At 43.2% G+C, this 18,014-nt stretch carries 22 protein-coding genes; 3 read left to right on the top strand and 19 right to left on the bottom strand.

Annotation, left to right across the window (positions count from 1 at the left end; all coding sequences use genetic code 11):
- Positions 1–3: 3 nt before the first annotated feature.
- Positions 4–1,119, bottom strand: a complete 1,116-nt coding sequence (locus MUG84_RS11160; RefSeq protein WP_244725099.1) for a hypothetical protein — start codon at positions 1,117–1,119, stop codon at positions 4–6.
- Positions 1,120–1,592: 473 nt separating this feature from the next.
- Complete coding sequence (locus tag MUG84_RS11155; protein ID WP_244725098.1) at positions 1,593–2,426, bottom strand: helix-turn-helix transcriptional regulator; 834 nt, start codon at positions 2,424–2,426, stop codon at positions 1,593–1,595.
- A 116-nt stretch (positions 2,427–2,542) separates the two neighbouring features.
- Here MUG84_RS11155 and MUG84_RS11150 point away from each other — a divergent pair, with 116 nt between their 5' ends.
- Positions 2,543–3,391, top strand: a complete 849-nt coding sequence (locus MUG84_RS11150) for an NAD-dependent epimerase/dehydratase family protein (protein WP_280521278.1) — start codon at positions 2,543–2,545, stop codon at positions 3,389–3,391.
- A 266-nt stretch (positions 3,392–3,657) separates the two neighbouring features.
- On the opposite strand, the gene MUG84_RS11145 is transcribed toward MUG84_RS11150, so the two are convergent.
- The gene (locus MUG84_RS11145; RefSeq protein ID WP_244725096.1) at positions 3,658–4,011 is read right to left on the bottom strand and encodes a hypothetical protein; all 354 of its coding nucleotides are present in this window, start codon (positions 4,009–4,011) and stop codon (positions 3,658–3,660) included.
- Between the two features lie 265 nt (positions 4,012–4,276).
- On the bottom strand, positions 4,277–4,693 hold the full coding sequence (locus MUG84_RS11140; RefSeq protein ID WP_244725095.1) for a VOC family protein: 417 nt from the start codon (positions 4,691–4,693) through the stop codon (positions 4,277–4,279).
- Between the two features lie 527 nt (positions 4,694–5,220).
- On the opposite strand from MUG84_RS11140, the gene MUG84_RS11135 reads away from it, so the two are divergent.
- On the top strand, positions 5,221–5,622 hold the full coding sequence (locus MUG84_RS11135) for a VOC family protein (protein WP_244725094.1): 402 nt from the start codon (positions 5,221–5,223) through the stop codon (positions 5,620–5,622).
- Positions 5,623–5,975: 353 nt separating this feature from the next.
- Here the strand turns inward: MUG84_RS11135 and MUG84_RS11130 are convergent, their stop codons facing one another.
- Positions 5,976–7,091 (bottom strand): NADH-dependent flavin oxidoreductase, encoded by a 1,116-nt coding sequence (locus tag MUG84_RS11130; protein ID WP_244725093.1) that lies wholly within the window; start codon positions 7,089–7,091, stop codon positions 5,976–5,978.
- A 298-nt stretch (positions 7,092–7,389) separates the two neighbouring features.
- On the opposite strand from MUG84_RS11130, the gene MUG84_RS11125 reads away from it, so the two are divergent.
- Positions 7,390–7,764 carry a winged helix-turn-helix transcriptional regulator gene (locus tag MUG84_RS11125; RefSeq protein WP_244725092.1) on the top strand — a complete coding sequence of 125 codons (375 nt, stop codon included), beginning with the start codon at positions 7,390–7,392 and terminating at the stop codon, positions 7,762–7,764.
- A 281-nt stretch (positions 7,765–8,045) separates the two neighbouring features.
- Here MUG84_RS11125 and MUG84_RS11120 read toward each other — a convergent pair whose 3' ends face one another.
- The 14 genes from MUG84_RS11120 to MUG84_RS11060 all read right to left on the bottom strand — a co-directional run bounded on the left by MUG84_RS11120 (position 8,046) and on the right by MUG84_RS11060 (position 17,974).
- Positions 8,046–8,843 (bottom strand): hypothetical protein, encoded by a 798-nt coding sequence (locus MUG84_RS11120; RefSeq protein WP_244725091.1) that lies wholly within the window; start codon positions 8,841–8,843, stop codon positions 8,046–8,048.
- 123 nt (positions 8,844–8,966) lie between these two features.
- Positions 8,967–9,386 (bottom strand): VOC family protein, encoded by a 420-nt coding sequence (locus tag MUG84_RS11115; RefSeq protein WP_244725090.1) that lies wholly within the window; start codon positions 9,384–9,386, stop codon positions 8,967–8,969.
- A gap of 430 nt (positions 9,387–9,816) precedes the next feature.
- Entirely contained in the window at positions 9,817–10,323 is a 507-nt protein-coding gene (locus MUG84_RS11110; protein WP_244725089.1) for a DUF3995 domain-containing protein, read from the bottom strand.
- A 70-nt stretch (positions 10,324–10,393) separates the two neighbouring features.
- Positions 10,394–11,527, bottom strand: a complete 1,134-nt coding sequence (locus MUG84_RS27475; protein ID WP_244725088.1) for a sensor histidine kinase — start codon at positions 11,525–11,527, stop codon at positions 10,394–10,396.
- 191 nt (positions 11,528–11,718) lie between these two features.
- Entirely contained in the window at positions 11,719–12,393 is a 675-nt protein-coding gene (locus MUG84_RS11100; protein WP_244725087.1) for a response regulator transcription factor, read from the bottom strand.
- Between the two features lie 409 nt (positions 12,394–12,802).
- Complete coding sequence (locus MUG84_RS11095) at positions 12,803–13,279, bottom strand: DUF1579 family protein (RefSeq protein WP_244725086.1); 477 nt, start codon at positions 13,277–13,279, stop codon at positions 12,803–12,805.
- 325 nt (positions 13,280–13,604) lie between these two features.
- Positions 13,605–13,808, bottom strand: coding sequence for a hypothetical protein (locus tag MUG84_RS11090; protein ID WP_244725085.1), 204 nt, complete (start codon positions 13,806–13,808; stop codon positions 13,605–13,607).
- A gap of 31 nt (positions 13,809–13,839) precedes the next feature.
- Positions 13,840–14,403 carry a TetR/AcrR family transcriptional regulator gene (locus MUG84_RS11085; protein WP_244725084.1) on the bottom strand — a complete coding sequence of 188 codons (564 nt, stop codon included), beginning with the start codon at positions 14,401–14,403 and terminating at the stop codon, positions 13,840–13,842.
- A 293-nt stretch (positions 14,404–14,696) separates the two neighbouring features.
- Positions 14,697–14,771, bottom strand: coding sequence for an SEC-C metal-binding domain-containing protein (locus MUG84_RS27640; RefSeq protein ID WP_425313217.1), 75 nt, complete (start codon positions 14,769–14,771; stop codon positions 14,697–14,699).
- Entirely contained in the window at positions 14,764–15,258 is a 495-nt protein-coding gene (locus tag MUG84_RS11080; protein ID WP_244725083.1) for an SRPBCC family protein, read from the bottom strand. The genes MUG84_RS27640 and MUG84_RS11080 overlap by 8 nt, the downstream gene beginning before the upstream one ends.
- Positions 15,259–15,471 (bottom strand): hypothetical protein, encoded by a 213-nt coding sequence (locus MUG84_RS11075; protein WP_244725082.1) that lies wholly within the window; start codon positions 15,469–15,471, stop codon positions 15,259–15,261.
- Between the two features lie 180 nt (positions 15,472–15,651).
- Entirely contained in the window at positions 15,652–15,870 is a 219-nt protein-coding gene (locus MUG84_RS11070; protein WP_244725081.1) for a TetR/AcrR family transcriptional regulator, read from the bottom strand.
- A gap of 471 nt (positions 15,871–16,341) precedes the next feature.
- On the bottom strand, positions 16,342–17,757 hold the full coding sequence (locus MUG84_RS11065) for an alpha-L-fucosidase (RefSeq protein WP_244725080.1): 1,416 nt from the start codon (positions 17,755–17,757) through the stop codon (positions 16,342–16,344).
- A gap of 46 nt (positions 17,758–17,803) precedes the next feature.
- Positions 17,804–17,974: a hypothetical protein gene (locus MUG84_RS11060; RefSeq protein ID WP_244725079.1), complete on the bottom strand. Its 171-nt coding sequence runs from the start codon at positions 17,972–17,974 to the stop codon at positions 17,804–17,806.
- Between the last annotated feature and the right edge of the window lie 40 nt (positions 17,975–18,014).

Here is an 18,014-nt window from a genome sequence, read left to right as displayed (position 1 = left end):
TAATTACCCTCTGTTTATATAAAATGATTCGAACTCAGGAACAGTGTTGAACTTGTTCAAAGATACTCCTTTTGTTTTTAGGTGAATCTCCAACTTTTCTATAAGCTGCAGAACGGCTATTCTTAACGGTTCGAAATTTGTTGGATCGAGCAGAGTGACAAGATCTGGATAACCATAGCGAACGTAAAACTCTCGATGCTCGCCTAAGTCAACAATACTAGGCCAACGTCCTTTTTCAGCAGCGTACAATATTCGGGCTAGCCCGTCTTGTACACCTATAGCAACAAAAAAAGCTGTTTCGTAATGGCCCTTTTCGCACGCGGTTAGCAGCTTGTTCATCATCCCCCTTTCTTCTTCGTAATACCCCTTCATTCGCTCTTTATAAGAGTGAATCTCTTCTTGACTGTTTTGACGCTCCGATATAAGGCGAAGAGTATTTGCAGTCAGTTTCTCACACGCCGATATAATATCATCTGGAGAAGAACTGAACATCATGGTGTCAAGGTATTCATTCAGTTGGTCAGGCTTAATGGGGAGACTTCTGACCTGTTCACGATAGTGACCCCAACTGCGCTTGTAGTAAATTTGGTTTAAAAATCCAAGAGACTTAAAGATGTTTCCCGCTATCTCTTGAGCTTGAGTTCGACAATATGATAGCTCCTTAGAGTTTTCGGAGATTCGCATTTTAGCCAGGCTAATAAGACATTCTGTTAATACAGATTCAGCTTTGTTGATCATTGTAGACACTTTGGAGTCATCCCCCATGTGGGATATCGTCTCTCGAAGACCCATGAATCTAGCATAATCATTATCTGATCGTACATACAAAAGTTCACAGTCTGCTATAATCGTAGTACTCCACTCTTCAGATGTTGCCATTCTTTCAGCACGCTCCCATGCGATTGGCCAAAAATCAAAGCTTATACCGTCGATTATAAACTGACATTCCACTTGTCTTCCTTTGTCTGTAGCCGGAATGAAGAAAAAGTCCAAATCAGATCGTTCCGTCGCTCTACCTTGCAAGTATGATCCGTAATATCCAACGATAGCAACATCTTGGGGGTAATGAGTCTTAATATGATTGACAATAATATCAGCCACAGCAAAAACATTAACCATTCAATAACCTCCTTGCTTTCCGTCAATTTTGAATACGTTGGCAAACATCAGTTTGGCATTAGCCAGTTCTTATTAGGCTAGTCAAGATAACGACTTACACCATACAAACATATTTCCAAGTTCTTGGAAGCCAACCCTCTCTATTAATCGTGTCAATTTGTTCTTCTAGAACATTCATTTTTTTACTATTTGGTACTAACATACGATAAAGCGCGTACAGTTGATCCCTGTTAGACCGTACAGCTTCACGAATCATATCAATATCAGCTCCTATATAGCCCTGTAATCGATACAATATATTTCCACTTTTTGTTGAGCATTTCCTGCCCGTTGGCACAACGCGGCTGCCGATACATGTCGGCAGCCGCGTCTTAGTTATGTATTAAGCTATAGTGTCCCATTAGCGCAATGATCTAACTTTAAAAATGATACGGTTCCCCGCGATGTCTGTAACGGCAAGTTTCCATCACTTCTCAATGCTCCCGGGTACCAAGTAGTTCATGCAAACGCGCAGCCGTATCCGTTGACGCGGTATAGATCATGATCTTCATCACCGGATCGTTTGGTTGGTGCAGAACCACATGTTCAAACTCCATCTCGCCGATACGAGGGTCGTTCCAATGTTTATGACAATCGGCTGCGATCTGAACATCATGCCGCAGCCAGGTTTCGCGGAACAGTTCGCTAATATGCATAAATTCCTCTATAAGCTCTTTAAATCTTACATCATTAGGGAAGTGTGCATAATCCGCACGAAACCGGGCAATCATCACCTGCGCTTTGGCTCCCCAATCCGTATTGTTTACTCTAAGCGAAGAATCCGTCAAAAAACGCCTCATCCAATTGGGTCGACTCAGTACTTCCTTAGAGAATGCCGGTAATCGAAATAACAACTCAGCCGCCTTGTTCCACATGAGTAAATCCCAACCTCTCCCCAATATGACTGCAGGGTTTGGTTCAAGTGACCTGACCATCCGCTCAATTCCTATACTTACCTCCTGACTCTTTTCTTCCCTCGATTCCTTAGGTTTTGCAAGCATATAAAGATAACGGCGTTCATCTACGGTCAATCGCAACGCAACAGCCAAGCTATCCAGCACTTCCTCCGACGGACTTACATCTCGATCCTGTTCTAACGAGGTATACCAGGATGTGCCGATGTGGGCAAGCTGGGCCACTTCTTCCCGCCTTAGTCCCGGTGTTCGGCGCCGACCGTATGAGAGCAGCCCCACTTCCTCCGGAGTAAGACGTTGCCTACGAGCCCGTAAGAATTCCCCTAACGATATGTTTGAACCGATCTCATCCACTGTGGATCTCCCCTTATCCTGACACTGCCAATCATACGATAAACGCAGGAAGGCAATGGATTCCGTAATACGCTACTCTTCAAGTATAGCACCAGCAAATCAAAGGAGGAATTAGAATGAATATTTTCATCACCGGGGCTACAGGTAAAGTTGGGAGTCGTTTGGTCCCTAGATTGTTGCAGCGTGGTCATCACGTTAAAGTATTAATTCGCGACGTCGCGAAGGCGGAATCATATCCGTTGCAAGGTGCCGAAATTGTCGAAGGGAATTTGATGCAGGCAGACAAACTTGAGGAAACGCTTCGTAACATGGATGTCGTCATACACCTCGCTGCCCAATTCCGTGGTGTAGATGAGGCAACGGCAAAAAACTCGAACATCCATGCTACCATTGCCTTAGCGAACGCCGCAATAATGGCTGAAGTTCCGCGGTTTGTGTTTGCCAGCACCAATCTGGTATACGGTTCTGGTGGCCAATTGAGACCAAACCGTGAAGATGACGACTTGCGGCCTGCATTTCTGTATCCTCAAACCAAAGCGACTGCCGAAGAAGCGCTATTCCAACTTCACGTTGAGCAGGGTTTGGGGCTACGAATAGTACGTCTTGCATTCGTCTATGGAGAGGGAGATCCGCACATTTACGAATTTCTCCCTATCATGAATACGTGGAATCCAGCCAAACGGCTCCATATGGTGCATCATGCGGATGTAAGCCAAGCGTTACTGCTCGCTGCCTCCACTCCAGGCATAGATGGTCGCGTCTATAATGTTGCCGATGATGCTCCTATCTCCGTTGCCGAGTTGATTCAGTTTCACGGGCACTCCGGTCAATACGCGGCAGAAGTCTCGCATAGTGAGTTTAACCCATTTGATATGATCGTAGACACGACCCGAATAAGAGACGAGATGAATTATCGTCCGATTTTCCCCTCATTCTACACAGCGAGAGATGCAGGCGGTTTGTAATGAATATTCGTGAAATCCTCAGTATAAATCAAATATGATTCAAAACTTGCCGTTATTTATGATAGGGTTCAGCATATCATCCTGAAGGCGAAATTACCTGCGGCAACGCGACTGCCGCTTCATGTCGGTAGCCGCGTTTTAGTTATTTTATTTAGCTATAGTGTCCCGTTAGCTTAATCATTACAATCTCGATGTCACGGTTTATTGCTGATGTACAAAGCTAATTCAGTTTTTGGGGCAGGCAACTTTAATAGAACTAGAGTTCTTCATTGAATCACATCCGCCGTCGGCAATGTAATGTACACGGCATCAATTTCACTTTTTTCATCAATTAATGCTTTTGCAACTCTATGTCCCCCATCAATTAATTGTCCATCTGAACATAATAATATGGGATACTCCATGTTTGCGTTGATAATCCGCTGACAATGAAGCGCAACATTGCGTATAGTTGGAATTGGTGTACTCCTACTATCTGTAAACCAACAATCCTGATCAAGTTCCTTTATTAAATCAATCTTGATTTTATGAACGGGTAAGTTCTTAGATAACTCCCATAATTTCTCTACGTCCCAGAAATGTTGCCTTCCATCAATTATCCTTCCGTGCTTATGTTTCATTCGTGAAAGTAACTCTCCCACAATAATCACCTCAGTTTTTCATAATAATTAATGGCACGATAGGGAATCGGTGATCGGAGATAAACCCTTCCCTTCATCAGTTACTTAGTTATTCAGGATTTGGATTCCTTTTTCCTGCTATTACGCTATCCTGCACGTTAGCGCAACAAGGCTGCCATTTGAGTTGGCAGCCTTGTCATAGTTAATTATTGTTGAACTAACGTTCCCGTTGAGGCGTTGATGTCCGTTGCTTTAATCGTGATATTTACTCCTGAGGAAATGCCCCCATGTCCATATAGGCAATTTCCCACAAATGCCCGTCGAGATCCTCGAAGCTTCTCACGTACATGAAGCCATGGTCCGCCGGTTCTTTGGACTGCTTGCCCCCCGCAGCCAGCGCCTTGTCCGCCAGTTCGTCCGTTTGCGCTCTGCTGTTCGCGGAAAGTGCGATAATCCCAGTAGCGGAGCTAGTGGCATCAGCTATCGGCTTATTGATGAATGTCTGGAAGTACGACTCCGTTAGCAGCTGTACACATGTGTTGTCATTGATTACTAGGCATGCCGCGTTTTCATCGGAGAACTGGGGGTTGAATTCAAAGCCGATAATGCTGAAAAATTCCTTAGTCCGGTTCAAGTCCTTCACTGGCAGGTTTACGAACGTGTGGGTTGATTTGTAAGACAATTTGGTCACCTCATCCTATTTTATAAAAATCCGCTCAGAGTTTTTGTCCAAGCGGTAAATCCCTATGACAAATTACTTAGAAGCAGAAATATTTGCGCCGGTCATCAAACCTTTTGCATGAAATCCACTTTCAGAATCCCATTATATCATACATATTATTCCATTAAACTGCCCGTTAATGCAACGCGGCTGCCGATTTATGCCGACAGCCGCGTTTTAGTTATAGATTAAGCTATCGTGTCCCTTTAGTTTAATACCTTGAGGCATAAATACGATCAAAGAACGGCAATATCATTTCGCTGGATTACAAAACGTACTTCTACTTTGATGCGAAATCCATTCTTGGCCAGATCGATACCTTGACGGAGACGATGCTGTAGCAGACAAGTAAATAAGATTACTATGGAAACCGCAGGATGAATGACAGGAATGTCATACATTTCGGTTTCTTTTATAAGATTCGCTTCTGCTGCCAGAAGTCGTGTATAGTAGGAGTAGTTGAAAATATATTCCAGGAGGCTACAGCCATGTCACAGGAGATTTGGATTAACCTGCCGGTCAAAGATGTTGAGAGGTCAACTGCCTTTTTCAATGAGATTGGATTCCATGCGGTGAGCGTTGGTAACGAGAGAGCCAAGCTTGCCATAGGCCAAACAACGATTCTGCTGTTCCCGGATGCGGCGTTTGAGAAATTTACAGGTTCAAAAACCGCAGATACTTCCCATAGCGCAGAAGTAATATTTTCCATTGGCGCTGAAAGCAGAGAAGAAGTAGATGCCTTTATTCAAAAAGTAGAGTTTGCCGGAGGATGCATCTTTGGCAAGCCGAGTGAAATTGACGGCTGGATGTACGGCGCAGGATTTGCCGACCTGGACGGTCACCGCTGGAACCTGCTGTACATGGATGAGAGCAAAATGCCGAAACGCTAATATGGTAACGCCGGTCTCCTGCTTAAGGTCACCGGCGTTTTTTACACCCCGTATAATCTCATATCTGCCATTTAAATCAAAATCGTTGCTTAGAAGGAAAAATTCGTGGTTTAAACTAATACAATTCACCTGGTTTAGCCCGTAATTTATTGGTCTTACATAAACTATATTAACACATATTAGAACTAACCTGCCCGTTAGCTTGACGTGGCTGCCGATCCATCCCGGCAGTCGCGTTTAAGTTATTTATTAAGCTATCGTGTCCCGTTAGCTTAACCATCAGGGCGTACAAACAAAGGAGCCGCAACCTCAAAAGGTCCCTAGCTCCTTTCTCTCATTATCAGCAATATGCTTTAAGGTTCCTGCGCAACCGGAAACCAGCCTGGAACACTTAATATGAGCTGCCACATTCCGTTCGGGATGACCAATTTATGTTGATCCTGTAGAGAGAGTGTTGTTTGGACTCCATCTTCGTCTCCTTCTGCAATCAACTTCATCCAGTCTGGTTCCATGACAAGTACCCGTCCCAGTGCAACGAGCTGAACTCCGGTTTGCAGTGCTTTAATGGCGTCTTCAGGCGTCTGCACGTTCCCAACTCCAATTACAGGCAGCTGACGTCCTGCACGTTCTTGAATAATGGCAAGGCGCGTGCGAGAATCCACGATTCCCCGACGTGGTACTGCTTCATAATTTTTTAAAGAGATATGCAAGTAGTCCAGCCCCTTCATCGCAAGTGCATCTACGAATGGGAGTGTTTCAGCCATCGTAATTCCCGGTGTATCCGGCTCTTCCGGTGATAACCGATATCCGATAATAAAGGGCTTCTTAGCATGCACGGCTGCGATCCGTTTCACCTCATCCACGATCTCCAAAGCAAACGTCATCCGCTTCTCCAATGTTCCTCCGAAACGGTCGCTGCGTCTATTCGTAAATGGTGAAAAAAACTGATGAAGAAGATTGCCGTTTGCTCCATGAATCTCAACACCGTCAAACCCGGCCTCGACGGCACGCCTTGCCGCTTGACCATATGCATGGATAAGCTCTTCAGCCTCATTTTCCGTCAATTCACGCGGTACAATGGCTCCCTCTTTCTGCTCGGGCACAGCACTGGCACTCACAAGATCTCCAGTTAACGATGCTTGGCGGCCGGAATGGAAGATCTGTAGAATCGCTTTAGCTCCCTGCTCCTGAATCGCTGACGCAAGCTTGCGAAGTCCAGGGATCACCGCATCGCGGTCAGCCGCCGGTGCGCCAGGAATACCGCCGTTTGGCGTAACCCACGTGGCAGCCGTGATGACCATGCTAACACCCTGTGCACGACGAGCATAATACTCCACTTCCTGGTCGGAGATGGAACCATCGGGTTGAGAAGACATGTGCGTCATGGGAGCCATAACGACACGATTTTTTAACCGGATCTGATTCGGCAGGTAAAGCGGTTCAAACAAAAATTGATATCGTTCTTTCATTTGGAACATCTCCTTTGATGAAGTCAATTTACCCAACGGCTAGCGCATTGCCACTCGAGTTCTGTACCGTCACGTCTGACGGATCATTTAATAAGCATTATAGTCAAGAAGTTTTCATCCTGTAAGAAGGCAAAAGCTTTGGATCTAATCCAATTAATTTGACCTACTAACTTTTTTATAATGATTTTAATTGCTGGATTGACATAAGCAAAAGAACTGAACCATACTGAAAACATGAATAATAACTGATACCTTGCGTCGATATGGCCGAAGTCATTTTATAAGGAGGTTCATACCTATGAACGAACAAACCAGCACGAACAAAAACTGCTTGAAGAGTGCCGGCTCAAGTATCTGCGAAGTCCTGCAGATCCTGGGTGCCAAGTGGGCTTTCCTCGTTCTTGAAGAACTGCTTAACGGGCCGCAACGATTCAAACAGCTTCAACGGAAGATATCAATCGTCAAGACCCAATCCCTCACGGATACACTCCGCCACCTGGAGAACAACGGTCTTGTCCTTCGCGAAGTCTTCCCAACCGTACCCATTTCCGTTGAATACTCGCTGACGGAGAAAGGAAAAGATTTTCAATCATCTTTGAAGGAAATGGAAAAATGGGTCCAGAAATGGGGCAATTCGGCGCCATCCATCGGATCTGACGTCCAAGTATTATAATCGTATTGCACAGTAAACCGAAATAACCGCCATGGTGCTTCAAACCCTGGCGGTTATTTGCTATTTTTCATGTCCAAAGAAAATATAGTTGTAGACTGACAGTGTTGATTTTATGCGCTTATACCTAGAAAAAATCGTTTGCCTTTCGGAAATAAGTTTTAGTTTAACAACCAAAAACCCAGTCAAAACACGAAAATAAAGTGTTAGACTGGGTTTAGTTTATTAAGCTATCGTTCTCCGTTAGCTTAAGTTCGTGCATCAATCTGCATAACTTATAAAGATCATTCAATATTCCAATTTTTATCGTATGGTATTGAGTGGATGAGTCCAGTTGAAGTTTCTGTTCTCCCAACAAGTAGGTAGTACTGACCGTCTCTCATAACTAAAGTGCCTGGAGATTGATTCTTTTCTTCTTCCGTTAATTCTAATTCAGAACTATATTCAACACGAATATCTTTAAATCTGTAAATTTCTTTCCATCTTTCAAAATTGATATTTTCTCTATTTGATATAGCTTCAATTATCTGTTCAGCATCTTGTAATACAATTTCATAACTATACGAATAGAGCAACCGAACTCTTTCAAGTAACTTTCCGCTGTGAGCATTTCGGTATTCCTCATTGAATGCAATAGTTATTTGGAATGTTCTATTCTCTAACACGTGATAAATCGTCAGTGCTGCTATATGTTTGCTATCATGAACTACCTTATCAAAATTCCAGCCTTTATAAGTATTCTTAATTTTCTTTAATAAGAAAAGGTTTGATATTGAGCAATTAAAACCATCATTATCAAGGTGCTCAATGATATAGTCCTTACTGTATGCTTCTTTTCGATACTCTTCCCCGAAATAATAATCAAATGAGATTTGATGTAGTGTTTTCTTATATTCATTTGAATACGGATATTTGTATTTCTGCTTAGCTTCTTCATTTTCAGGAGTTCTAAACCTAGCGTTTCTGATTAAGTCATACATTCCAGAAGTATAGTCTACAAATGCTAGTTTATCTGTCCCATTAATGTGTATAGATATTTTATCATTCCATACTTTTAAGACTACTTGTTCTTTTTTATCCATAAAATTTCACCTTTCATATCGAACTTCGCAAACACTTCAGTATTTTACATATTCGTTAATAGGTAGAACTATCCTGCCCGTAGTTTAACCATGCCGGATGAACTCTGAGATGCTGATGTTTTCTTATCCTTTATAAGGAGTGACTACAGAAAACTTATGCCCGTCCAAATCTCTGAAGTGAAAGCTTCTACCGCAGATACCCTCATCAATTAAGTCAGTCAATACCGCTCCATCTTCTTTCAAACTTTGGTATAGAGAATCAATTACTTCTTCATCTACTTCATAATTTATTGTAAACATTTCGAAATCTGATCCATCTTCTCCCTTAGTGAGGAAGCTTAACGTTTTTCTATCCTTAACGGGTATTAAAAAAATTGCGCCTTCACGCATGTAAAGCATGGCACTGCTCTCAGGACCTGCTTCGCCGTTCCAATTAAATTTAAAATGTTTTACGTACCATTCGGCAGATTTCTTGGTGTCAGTGACGGGAATGTAATTACAGCACACCCGTCTAATAAGTCGCTCACTCATAGCTTCGTTCATTTTTATACCCCACCATCATCTTTGATATAGATCAATATTTAGAAAAAATACCCATATCAAACATATCGTAGTATGCCAACAATTTGTAAAAGTTTTTCATCCGACACTACGTAATCCTGCCCGTTAGTTGAACACGGCTGCCGATCCATGCCGGCAGCCGCGTTTCAGTTTATTTATTGATCGAAATACTTTTCTCGGCAACCGAGCAGCCGTAAGGTTGCGAAGCGTGAATGCATTGTTGGTGATGTTACTGCCTTCTTTGAATTACTGACTTTGATTTAGTTTCCCACGTCATAGTCTTCGAGCTCTTCCCGATCAGCAAGTCGTTTTAATGCCAACCTGATCGTCGGAATAGCCATCTTCTAGTATCACTCTAACGTTGGGTGCCCTTCGTAATTATACAGGGATTCAGAACGATGAATTCACGCTGTTAATAAACCTGCCTAATCGTAATGTCCGAATGGTTTCGTAATTTTGCTTCAAAAAATGCAGCAAGGCCGAGCGAGATGCCCCAACCAAGGAACAAAGCATACCATACATAACCCCATGCTGCCATTGGGCTTGCATCCTGTTCAACAAAAGCAGGAGCGGACACGACACGTCCGATCGCGAATTGAAACTTCAGAACAAAGAAGCTAAAGCCCCATATGGACAATCCTATACATCCGATCCATGCAGGAATGAGCTTCAACTTCCTCGGTAGCTTTTCTCCCCACTTATAAACGAATGATAAGCTGAACAGGGCAGCAAACACGGCCGCTACTCCCATAAACCAATAACCGATTATTTGAGACAATAATTCATCTGGTGCCTTTGCAAAATCCCCCGGAAAACCGAACGAAACCCCAACGCCCCACCAAAAGTGTGGAAGGGCATATAACACCCCGCATATGCACGCCATATACGCTGCCCGATTTCTTTTCTTAACAACCTTCATCCTCATCACCTCAATAACTATCCTATCATACTAAGATTAGCTTTCAGGTGACCTCATGTTTAAGTTTTGTTTAATTTGATGTGCCGATATATACGGTCGTTCCATTGTTCGAGGAATCGATCCTCCATTGCAAATGCATAGCATTGATCATTAGCGACACAATGGATAGACCGATTTCCGCCCCTTTCGCATCGGAGCGATAAGTCATGCCGGGTCCATGGTCCCGTATGGCTACAGCCATTCCATCATCCTGTTCGTAGCAAAAAATACCGATATACCGTCCCGACTTGGCATGCCTGATAACATTCTGAAACAAATTATCGACGATCATACGGAACCAGAAAGGGTCAATTCGCCACACTAATCGTTTCTCAGGCAATTCAATTTCGATTTCCAACCCTTCCTCTTCAAAGACCGGGTACCAGTCGGCGGCTGCATTGCGAAGCTCTTCTAGAACATCGGTATCCTTTATTTCCATAGGATATTTGCCTGCCGATAATAACGAGTAAGAGAAGAGATTTTCCATTAGCTTGCCGATATCGTCCAATTTTCTATTTATGACACGTAACGAATCGTGAGACGAATCAGACGGCATATTTAGAAGTGTATGAACATGCTGCCTGATTACCGTTAACGGTGTTCGAAGATCATGAGATAAATTAGCAACTAGCTGCTTGCGCAATTCCTCCTCCTTTCTTTCGTTTTCCCTCATCGTTTTCAGTTGAATGCTCATTGTGTTAAAGGATCGTTCCAGACGACCGATTTCGTCATTCCTACTAGAAATAACACCACTCGGAAAACCGCCTTCTCCTTTCACCATCATTGCCGCTTCCAACCGGGTAAGCCTGATACGAATGCGATAGAAGAATAGGAACGAGACAAGCAAAAACAGCGAATATACCCCTGCCATAATCGTAACTAGCGTCACATTTCGATAGGGTGGAATATCAGCTATCGTCGTTAGTGAACGAGGAATACGAATCGTCATAAAACCATTTCGAGCGTCATCGCCAAGTAGAGCCGTGAACGTCTGCAGATCCTTCTGCCCCGTCTGAGCTTCGAACGCAATCGCGTCGGTATATGTCCATCGCTCTGGTATATCAGCCGAACGTTCGCCAATCGACCATGTCATTCGATTACTGTCTACCCAAAATGCCTCTGTGCCAGGGTATCGATCGACGAGAAGCTGTAATCGCGTTTTCACGTTTTCTGCGGAGGTATCATTTATTAATTTAGCTTCGAGCCGCCAGTCACGTTCAATCTCATCAGCATCAAGCAAGATTTTGTTGCTTAATAGATAATTCGGAAAATAGAATAGAGCAGGTATAAGAGGAAAAATAATTAAAGCAACCAAAATCAGAGACAGGTATCGAAGAAGTAAAGATCTCCCTTTTATCATAGCTTGAGCCGATAGCCAACTCCGCGTATGGTTTCAATAATCATCGGATTGCCAGGATCGATCTCAAGCTTCTCCCGTAGATGACGAATATGTACCATTAGGGATTTGTCGCCCTCCAGATAAGACTCCCCCCAGACCGATTCATATAGCCTCTTCTTAGTAAGGATGCGGTTGGCGTGTTGAAACAGCTCCATGAAAATATGATACTGTTTGCCGGTTAGCACGATATCTTCTCCTGTCTGGGCGTTCGTTATTCGATTCAACTCTTTGTCGATGATGATATGCCCCAGTTGGACGCGATCCGCTGAAAAGTCTCCCTTACGGCGTATTAATATTTTGATGCGCGCACATAGCTCATCGGGATGAAATGGTTTGGTCATATAATCGTCAGCGAATGCTAGACCTTGTAGCTTATCCTCGATAGACGTTCTGGCCGTCAGCATTAATATCGGGATATGGGGGAACCTTTTCCTGATACGAAAACCCACTGAGTAACCATCTAACCCAGGAAGCATGACGTCAAGAATAATTAGATCAACCCTTGGCAGTTCTTCAGTGAGCTTATTGGCAGTTTGTAACCATTCGACAAGATAACCGCTATTGGACAGATAATTCGTTAACCAGGAGCCAATCTCCAAGTCATCTTCAATGTACAGAATTTTGGGAATCATTCTACTTTCCCTCCGGTTATTATCCCTAAAGTTTCGGGAGACTTTTTCCATTTTATGATATTAATCAAGATACCACAATCAACAAACGATTAATTCCACTTTCCCAATCAGATGGTTAGAAATTGAAAATGGAACCGTTTGAGAGGAATAACTCTCCAAGCCTATGGGGCAATACTGTTAATAATTTTGCCTTTTTATGATACGGTTCCCCGCGTATGATCTTAAACTATACTGCCCGTTAGCACAACGCGGCTGCCGATCAATGTCGGCAGCCGCGTCTTAGTTATTTATTAAGCTATAGTGTCCCGTTAGTTGAACGATACATGCCGGGAACTTCAGATCCTCACTTGTTTGTGGTTAGTTCCGCTATTGATCCCCAAGAGTTTATACGTTTTGGGGCGTTTTTCAGCTAAACGACTTTCGTCAACTTGATATCCATCCAAGGTACCCAACTCTCGCCATCGCCTGACAACTCCCACCTGCCAGTTAAGGTGTTGCTGTCATCGCTAAACATACCCGTGAAGCGCTCAGATTTTCCTGCAATTGTCCAGACGGCGTCGAGTAGATTCGCTTGATACTTACCGACGCTGCCTCGATTGTCATAAGAGTGCGTAAAGTACGTCTCGCTAGAAGTATCATAACCTATGATCTCGATAGTCTTAACCTCTTCGTCACCCATATAGCCATCCACGTGGTGAATAAGGAAAAATCCGCCAGGTAGCCATTCGTAAGTATCAATTGCCTTCAACCTGGCAGTCGGACCGGACGGACTCGCCTTAATCAGTCCTTCCGTATTCCATTTGCCTATGAACACATTCAAGCGTATGAGCGCAGGATCTGGCTTGGGCGGATCGTGTGGAGCAAGGGAATTATCTTTCTTTGTCACTAATATGTTCCTCCTTCATAGTTAGGGCGGTTGCCAGGTTTCTTATCGATTGCTATTTCGGAAGTTGAAGAAACTACTGGAGCCTGCTTGTATCACGATTCGCAAAGTTACTCAGGATTTTTGATCTATCACACGTAACCCTCCTATTTCTTTCTATGCACATCACCCCCTCCCTTTTGTTTAATATTAACAAAAATAACACCCTCTTGTTCAACTAAACTGCCCGTTAGCTTAATGAAAACGGCAGCCGATCTTTTCTGGCCGGCTGCCGTTGTGTCTTCAATGCCCTTGCGTCCGGTGTGGTTCGAGTTTCATCTGGGTACCCTCACACCTTCTTTTTATTTTTCGAAACCCCCAGAATGAAAAAGCTAATGATAATAAACAAAATATTGGCATACATCTCCATGTTATCCGGCAGATTTTTGTAAAGAAGAAATGAACCACCCGAACCGTGAACAAAACCAACGATGATTCCACGAACGCCTAAACCAAAAAAAATGACGCCGAGGATTAATAGAAATGTTTTCAATATATCAGCTCCTTTTTTACAATTTATACATTCAAATAGGAGATTTGCGGGTTGCTGCTTCAAACAATTGGATCAGCTCTTTAGCATACTCCTTCATATTAAAATCAGGGTTTGCTACTAGCTGCTGACTCGCGAGATCAATGGCACTTCGAATCGTCATTGCCAACACTTGGGCACTTGTCGGCAAAATAGGCCGGAAGCTGCCGTCCTCTTGGCCCCACTGCAGTATCTCGATAAGCGGCACATATATCGCGTTATCTGCAGGTTGGTGATATATCAGCTTTCCCTCCTCATCTCTAACATTCATTACAATTTCGGCGACAGCTGCCACATGCTGTTTGTGAGCAAGAATAAATTCTAAATTCGTCTCAATATATCTCCGTAGCATATTAGAGGCAGTAGACTCTGTTGCAATTTTTGACATAAACGAGGCGCCCTTCAAGTACAAATCCTCTACAATATTCTGCATGAGTTCATCCTTGCTGGGAAAATGATACGTAATTACCCCCTTACTAACCCCAGCGCGTTTTGCAATTTGTCCGATCGAAGCCTGTGCATACCCGATATCGCATATTGTTTCAATTGCGATTTCCATGATTTGCGATCTTCGCGCTTTTTCAATAAACGACTTTTCATTAGATTTAGTACTCATGGATAAATTTTAGCACGGTCGTACTAAATTTTCAACAACTAATACAGTAACCCTTGTCTTTATAAAACTTCCTATCCACTTTTAGAAAGTAAATTACCACATTACCTCACACCGTGCCCTTAAGTATCCCTAATAGTTACCACATATTGGGACTAACCTGCCCGTTACTTCAATAAACATCAAAAGGAGCTGTCCTTGCGGCAGCTCCACGCTATCGTGTCCCGTTAGCTTAAACATCAAAGCAAAGAAGGACTAAGAAACACAAGCTCCTTCCCACTTCCACATGAGCATAACTCATTTCTATTAGGTATACGTGTTGGCGATACTAGTATTCTCCGAAAGCCTCTTTATCCCCGTCATTACTATTAAAGATCTTTTTTTAATTACTCTCCTAAGCCATAGTACATTTAGTAATTTGTTAAAAAATCCAACTGGATTATAGAAGGCTTCAAATAATAAAATCGTAGAATTATTATCTTGAGGTAAAAGGGTAGTTTCCAATACAAAATCCGCTAACATTTTGTGCATACCCCAACTATCTTCAGACATAAAAGTAGATACTTTAACATTAGGAATATACTCACATACTTTTTCAATACAATTTCCTTTTCTTCCTTCAAGAATATTACACTGATATTTAACACCAACAGCACGGTTTTTTTGTCCAGATATCAGAATAACCTTGGCAACATCAGGGTGATATTTGGGGATTAATGAGATATCATCAATGATTTCCCAAACCCGTTTTTGGGATGCATTAATATGAATTTCGGCTTTCCACTGAAATTTACCTTTCATTTAAACGTCCTCCTTATTAAATAGACCATCAACAACAAGATCAATAAAGAAATCAATGGTTTGCCTATAGTCAGATTCCCCAATATCTTTTTTATGAAGTGTAAGTACAAATAAAGAATGGAATACACCCGAAATTACCTCGGGGGATTTTTGAACAATTAAGCCTTCCTTTTGCCATCTTTCAATTAATGGAATAAATGCAGGCAGTGTCATTGTTAAAATGTTCTTCCCGTTTTCTATTGGTAACTTCCTAAGTAGGAATTCGATATTGTTCTCAAAATAGAATTGACGAATAAGTGCATTTGTCTCGATTGTATTGACTATATGAAGGAGCAGATGCTTAACGACTTGTTTAGGTTCGTTTTCTTTAGAGATATCTACACTAAGGAATTGTTATCTTAATTGATCCTCCTCTCTTTCAAGAATCTCGAAATACAACTCTTCTTTAGAATTGTAAAATTTATAAAAAGTACCTGGAGCAATACCAACTTTCTTCGTGATTTCATTAATACTGGTTTTTTGAAACCCAAGCTCACTAAAAAGAATCTTTCCTTGTTCTATAAGTGAATTAGTGATTTCTTGTTTTTCATATTCATTAAGTCCCTTCGGCATTCAATAATACCCCTTTATAAAAATGTATGAATAAAAAATATTTATATTCACAAATATTGAGCTATTAGCTGGAATAGCTTAATGACAGTGGTACCATTCTCGAGAGCTGAGGTTCATTTAGGCTTGGTTTTAATTCGAATAGGGTCGTTCTTCTCTTTTGGGTTGGGATAAGAACATATAGCTTTAAAACAAAAAAACTGCGATTTAACGTATCTTATAGTCCCGTAATAATGTAGGCACGACAGGTACAGTACAACCCCCGAATCAAATGCTTTTGATTTGGGGGTTGCTTTATGTCAATTTCCTAAATAAAGGTTGCATTTCATGACATTAGAGACTTGCTGTTTAATTCTCAATTTAGCGTCTGCATAAGTTCTTGGAAAACCGGGTCTCCTGCTCCTCGAGCTGGATACATTGGTTCGATCATACTCTCCTCATAACCCAACATTGGCAGTAGCCGTTGATTATCACTTATGCCTCCTCGCCCTTCTGCATGCGGAAAACATGCGCGATCGGAGCCTGCCCGTTCAATTCGCAATCCGGAAGCGTGATTGAGATTCCTTCCGCCGTACGCTCAACCTGCAGCAAGGCATCGCTTCCGACAAGATCAATACCGGTAACGGGATCCAAGTAAGGAATATGAACCACCTTGGAGACGGCTTCATCTGCGCTTTCATATAAGTACGTACAGTACACGGTATTTCCTTTCATGGTGAACGCACAGGAATCGACAAAATATGGCCCGCACACGCGTGTGCAGTATACTGCTTCACCGTAAACCTTCATCCATGCGCCCAATTCCCTGATACTCTTAACCGCCCCGGCCGGCAATCTGCCGTCGGGCTGAGGACCTACATTCAGCGCCAAATTTCCGCCTTTTGATACGACTTCCATCAGAATGTGAACGAGCTCCCTTCCCGATTTATACTGGTCTTCGTATTTAAAAGCCCACTGTGTGCCCATCGTAATGCAGCTTTCCCAAGGCACGTTCAGTGGATACTGCGGAATCGCTTGCTCCGGCGTCACATAATTTTCGTAAGGCCCTCCGACTGTACGGTCCGCGGACAGCAGCCACGGCTGCGTCTGACGGGCGCGCCCGATGACCTCGCTGAGCCGAATGTCTTGCTTAACCTGGTCACTATCATTTACCCAGCCTGCATCAAGCCACAAAATATCGATCCGGCCGTAATGGGTCATCAGCTCCATGATCTGCTCATGGGTGAAATTGACGAATTGATCCCACAGCCACGGATATTCCTCGGGTGAGTACGAGGGCCCTCTCCACGTATCGCGGCCCCGCTTCATTCCTGGCGTCCAGTAATACGGCGTTTGCCAATCTGCCTTCGAGAAATAAGCGGCAATCGCAAGCCCCTTGCTGCGGAAAGCATCAAACACATGCTTGCAAACGTCGGCATAGCGATGTGTATGAAACGGCGTTTCGGAGCCAGTAATTCGGTAATTCGTCGTATGTGTGTCCCACATACAATATCCGTCGTGATGCTTTGTTGTAAAAATTAAATATTTGAACCCGCCTTCGGCAGCAATTTCCGCCCATAGCTCTGGCTGGAAGCGGAGCGGATTGAAAGTGCGGTTCAGGTCGAAATATTCTCGCTTCATCTCTTCGTAGTCGCTCGTCCAGTCGACATCATTACGAGCCCAATCACCGTCTTCGTCACTGAGAATCCAGGAGGACTCGACCCCGATCTGCGAATAAGGTCCCCAATGCATCATCAGAGCCAATTTCTGATCCTTGAACCACTCCAATCTTTCCAGCGTAATTGGATTTTCCGGCTTCACCCAATTCGTCTCGCTGCTGTAACCGTGGACACCTTCTTTCACTTCCTTCGCTTCGGCTTGCTGAGATTCCTTGGTTTCCATATCATTCATCGAACTACCTCCTTCAGTTTCTCCGCGTCACATCGATGTGAAATTATTACGATTGTTGCAGACTTTCCTCAAATTCTTTTAACTCAATCACTCTATGTTCCTCTCGCAATTTCTCTGCAGCAAATGCCATCAAGTGACTTTGAACCGAAGTCGAAGCTGTCGTAAGTCCCTGGCCTGAGTTGCCCCCTCTAACCAGCTTTACGAAATCCTTCTTCATAAGGCCATGTCTCCTCATCCATGACCGGCAAGCCCTTCAA

Source organism: Paenibacillus mangrovi, assembly GCF_022898935.1.
In the GTDB taxonomy this organism is placed as follows: Bacteria; Bacillota; Bacilli; order Paenibacillales; family Paenibacillaceae; genus Paenibacillus_AQ; species Paenibacillus_AQ mangrovi.
Note: the sequence above shows the minus strand (reverse complement) of the source record. Positions and strands in the feature narration are given on the sequence as shown.

Coding starts and splice junctions, on each gene's coding strand:
- MUG84_RS11120 (WP_244725091.1), bottom strand. CDS start 8,843: ATGGATAAAAAAGAACAAGTAGTCTTAAAAGTATGGAATGATAAAATA.
- MUG84_RS11060 (WP_244725079.1), bottom strand. CDS start 17,974: ATGAAGAAGGATTTCGTAAAGCTGGTTAGAGGGGGCAACTCAGGCCAG.
- MUG84_RS11070 (WP_244725081.1), bottom strand. CDS start 15,870: ATGCCGAAGGGACTTAATGAATATGAAAAACAAGAAATCACTAATTCA.
- MUG84_RS11160 (WP_244725099.1), bottom strand. CDS start 1,119: ATGGTTAATGTTTTTGCTGTGGCTGATATTATTGTCAATCATATTAAG.
- MUG84_RS11075 (WP_244725082.1), bottom strand. CDS start 15,471: ATGACACTGCCTGCATTTATTCCATTAATTGAAAGATGGCAAAAGGAA.
- MUG84_RS11145 (WP_244725096.1), bottom strand. CDS start 4,011: ATGAAACATAAGCACGGAAGGATAATTGATGGAAGGCAACATTTCTGG.
- MUG84_RS11115 (WP_244725090.1), bottom strand. CDS start 9,386: ATGAACGAAGCTATGAGTGAGCGACTTATTAGACGGGTGTGCTGTAAT.
- MUG84_RS11130 (WP_244725093.1), bottom strand. CDS start 7,091: ATGAAAGAACGATATCAATTTTTGTTTGAACCGCTTTACCTGCCGAAT.
- MUG84_RS11125 (WP_244725092.1), top strand. CDS start 7,390: ATGAACGAACAAACCAGCACGAACAAAAACTGCTTGAAGAGTGCCGGC.
- MUG84_RS11085 (WP_244725084.1), bottom strand. CDS start 14,403: ATGGAAATCGCAATTGAAACAATATGCGATATCGGGTATGCACAGGCT.
- MUG84_RS11110 (WP_244725089.1), bottom strand. CDS start 10,323: ATGAAGGTTGTTAAGAAAAGAAATCGGGCAGCGTATATGGCGTGCATA.
- MUG84_RS11135 (WP_244725094.1), top strand. CDS start 5,221: ATGTCACAGGAGATTTGGATTAACCTGCCGGTCAAAGATGTTGAGAGG.
- MUG84_RS11080 (WP_244725083.1), bottom strand. CDS start 15,258: ATGAAAGGTAAATTTCAGTGGAAAGCCGAAATTCATATTAATGCATCC.
- MUG84_RS11065 (WP_244725080.1), bottom strand. CDS start 17,757: ATGAATGATATGGAAACCAAGGAATCTCAGCAAGCCGAAGCGAAGGAA.
- MUG84_RS11100 (WP_244725087.1), bottom strand. CDS start 12,393: ATGATTCCCAAAATTCTGTACATTGAAGATGACTTGGAGATTGGCTCC.
- MUG84_RS11150 (WP_280521278.1), top strand. CDS start 2,543: ATGAATATTTTCATCACCGGGGCTACAGGTAAAGTTGGGAGTCGTTTG.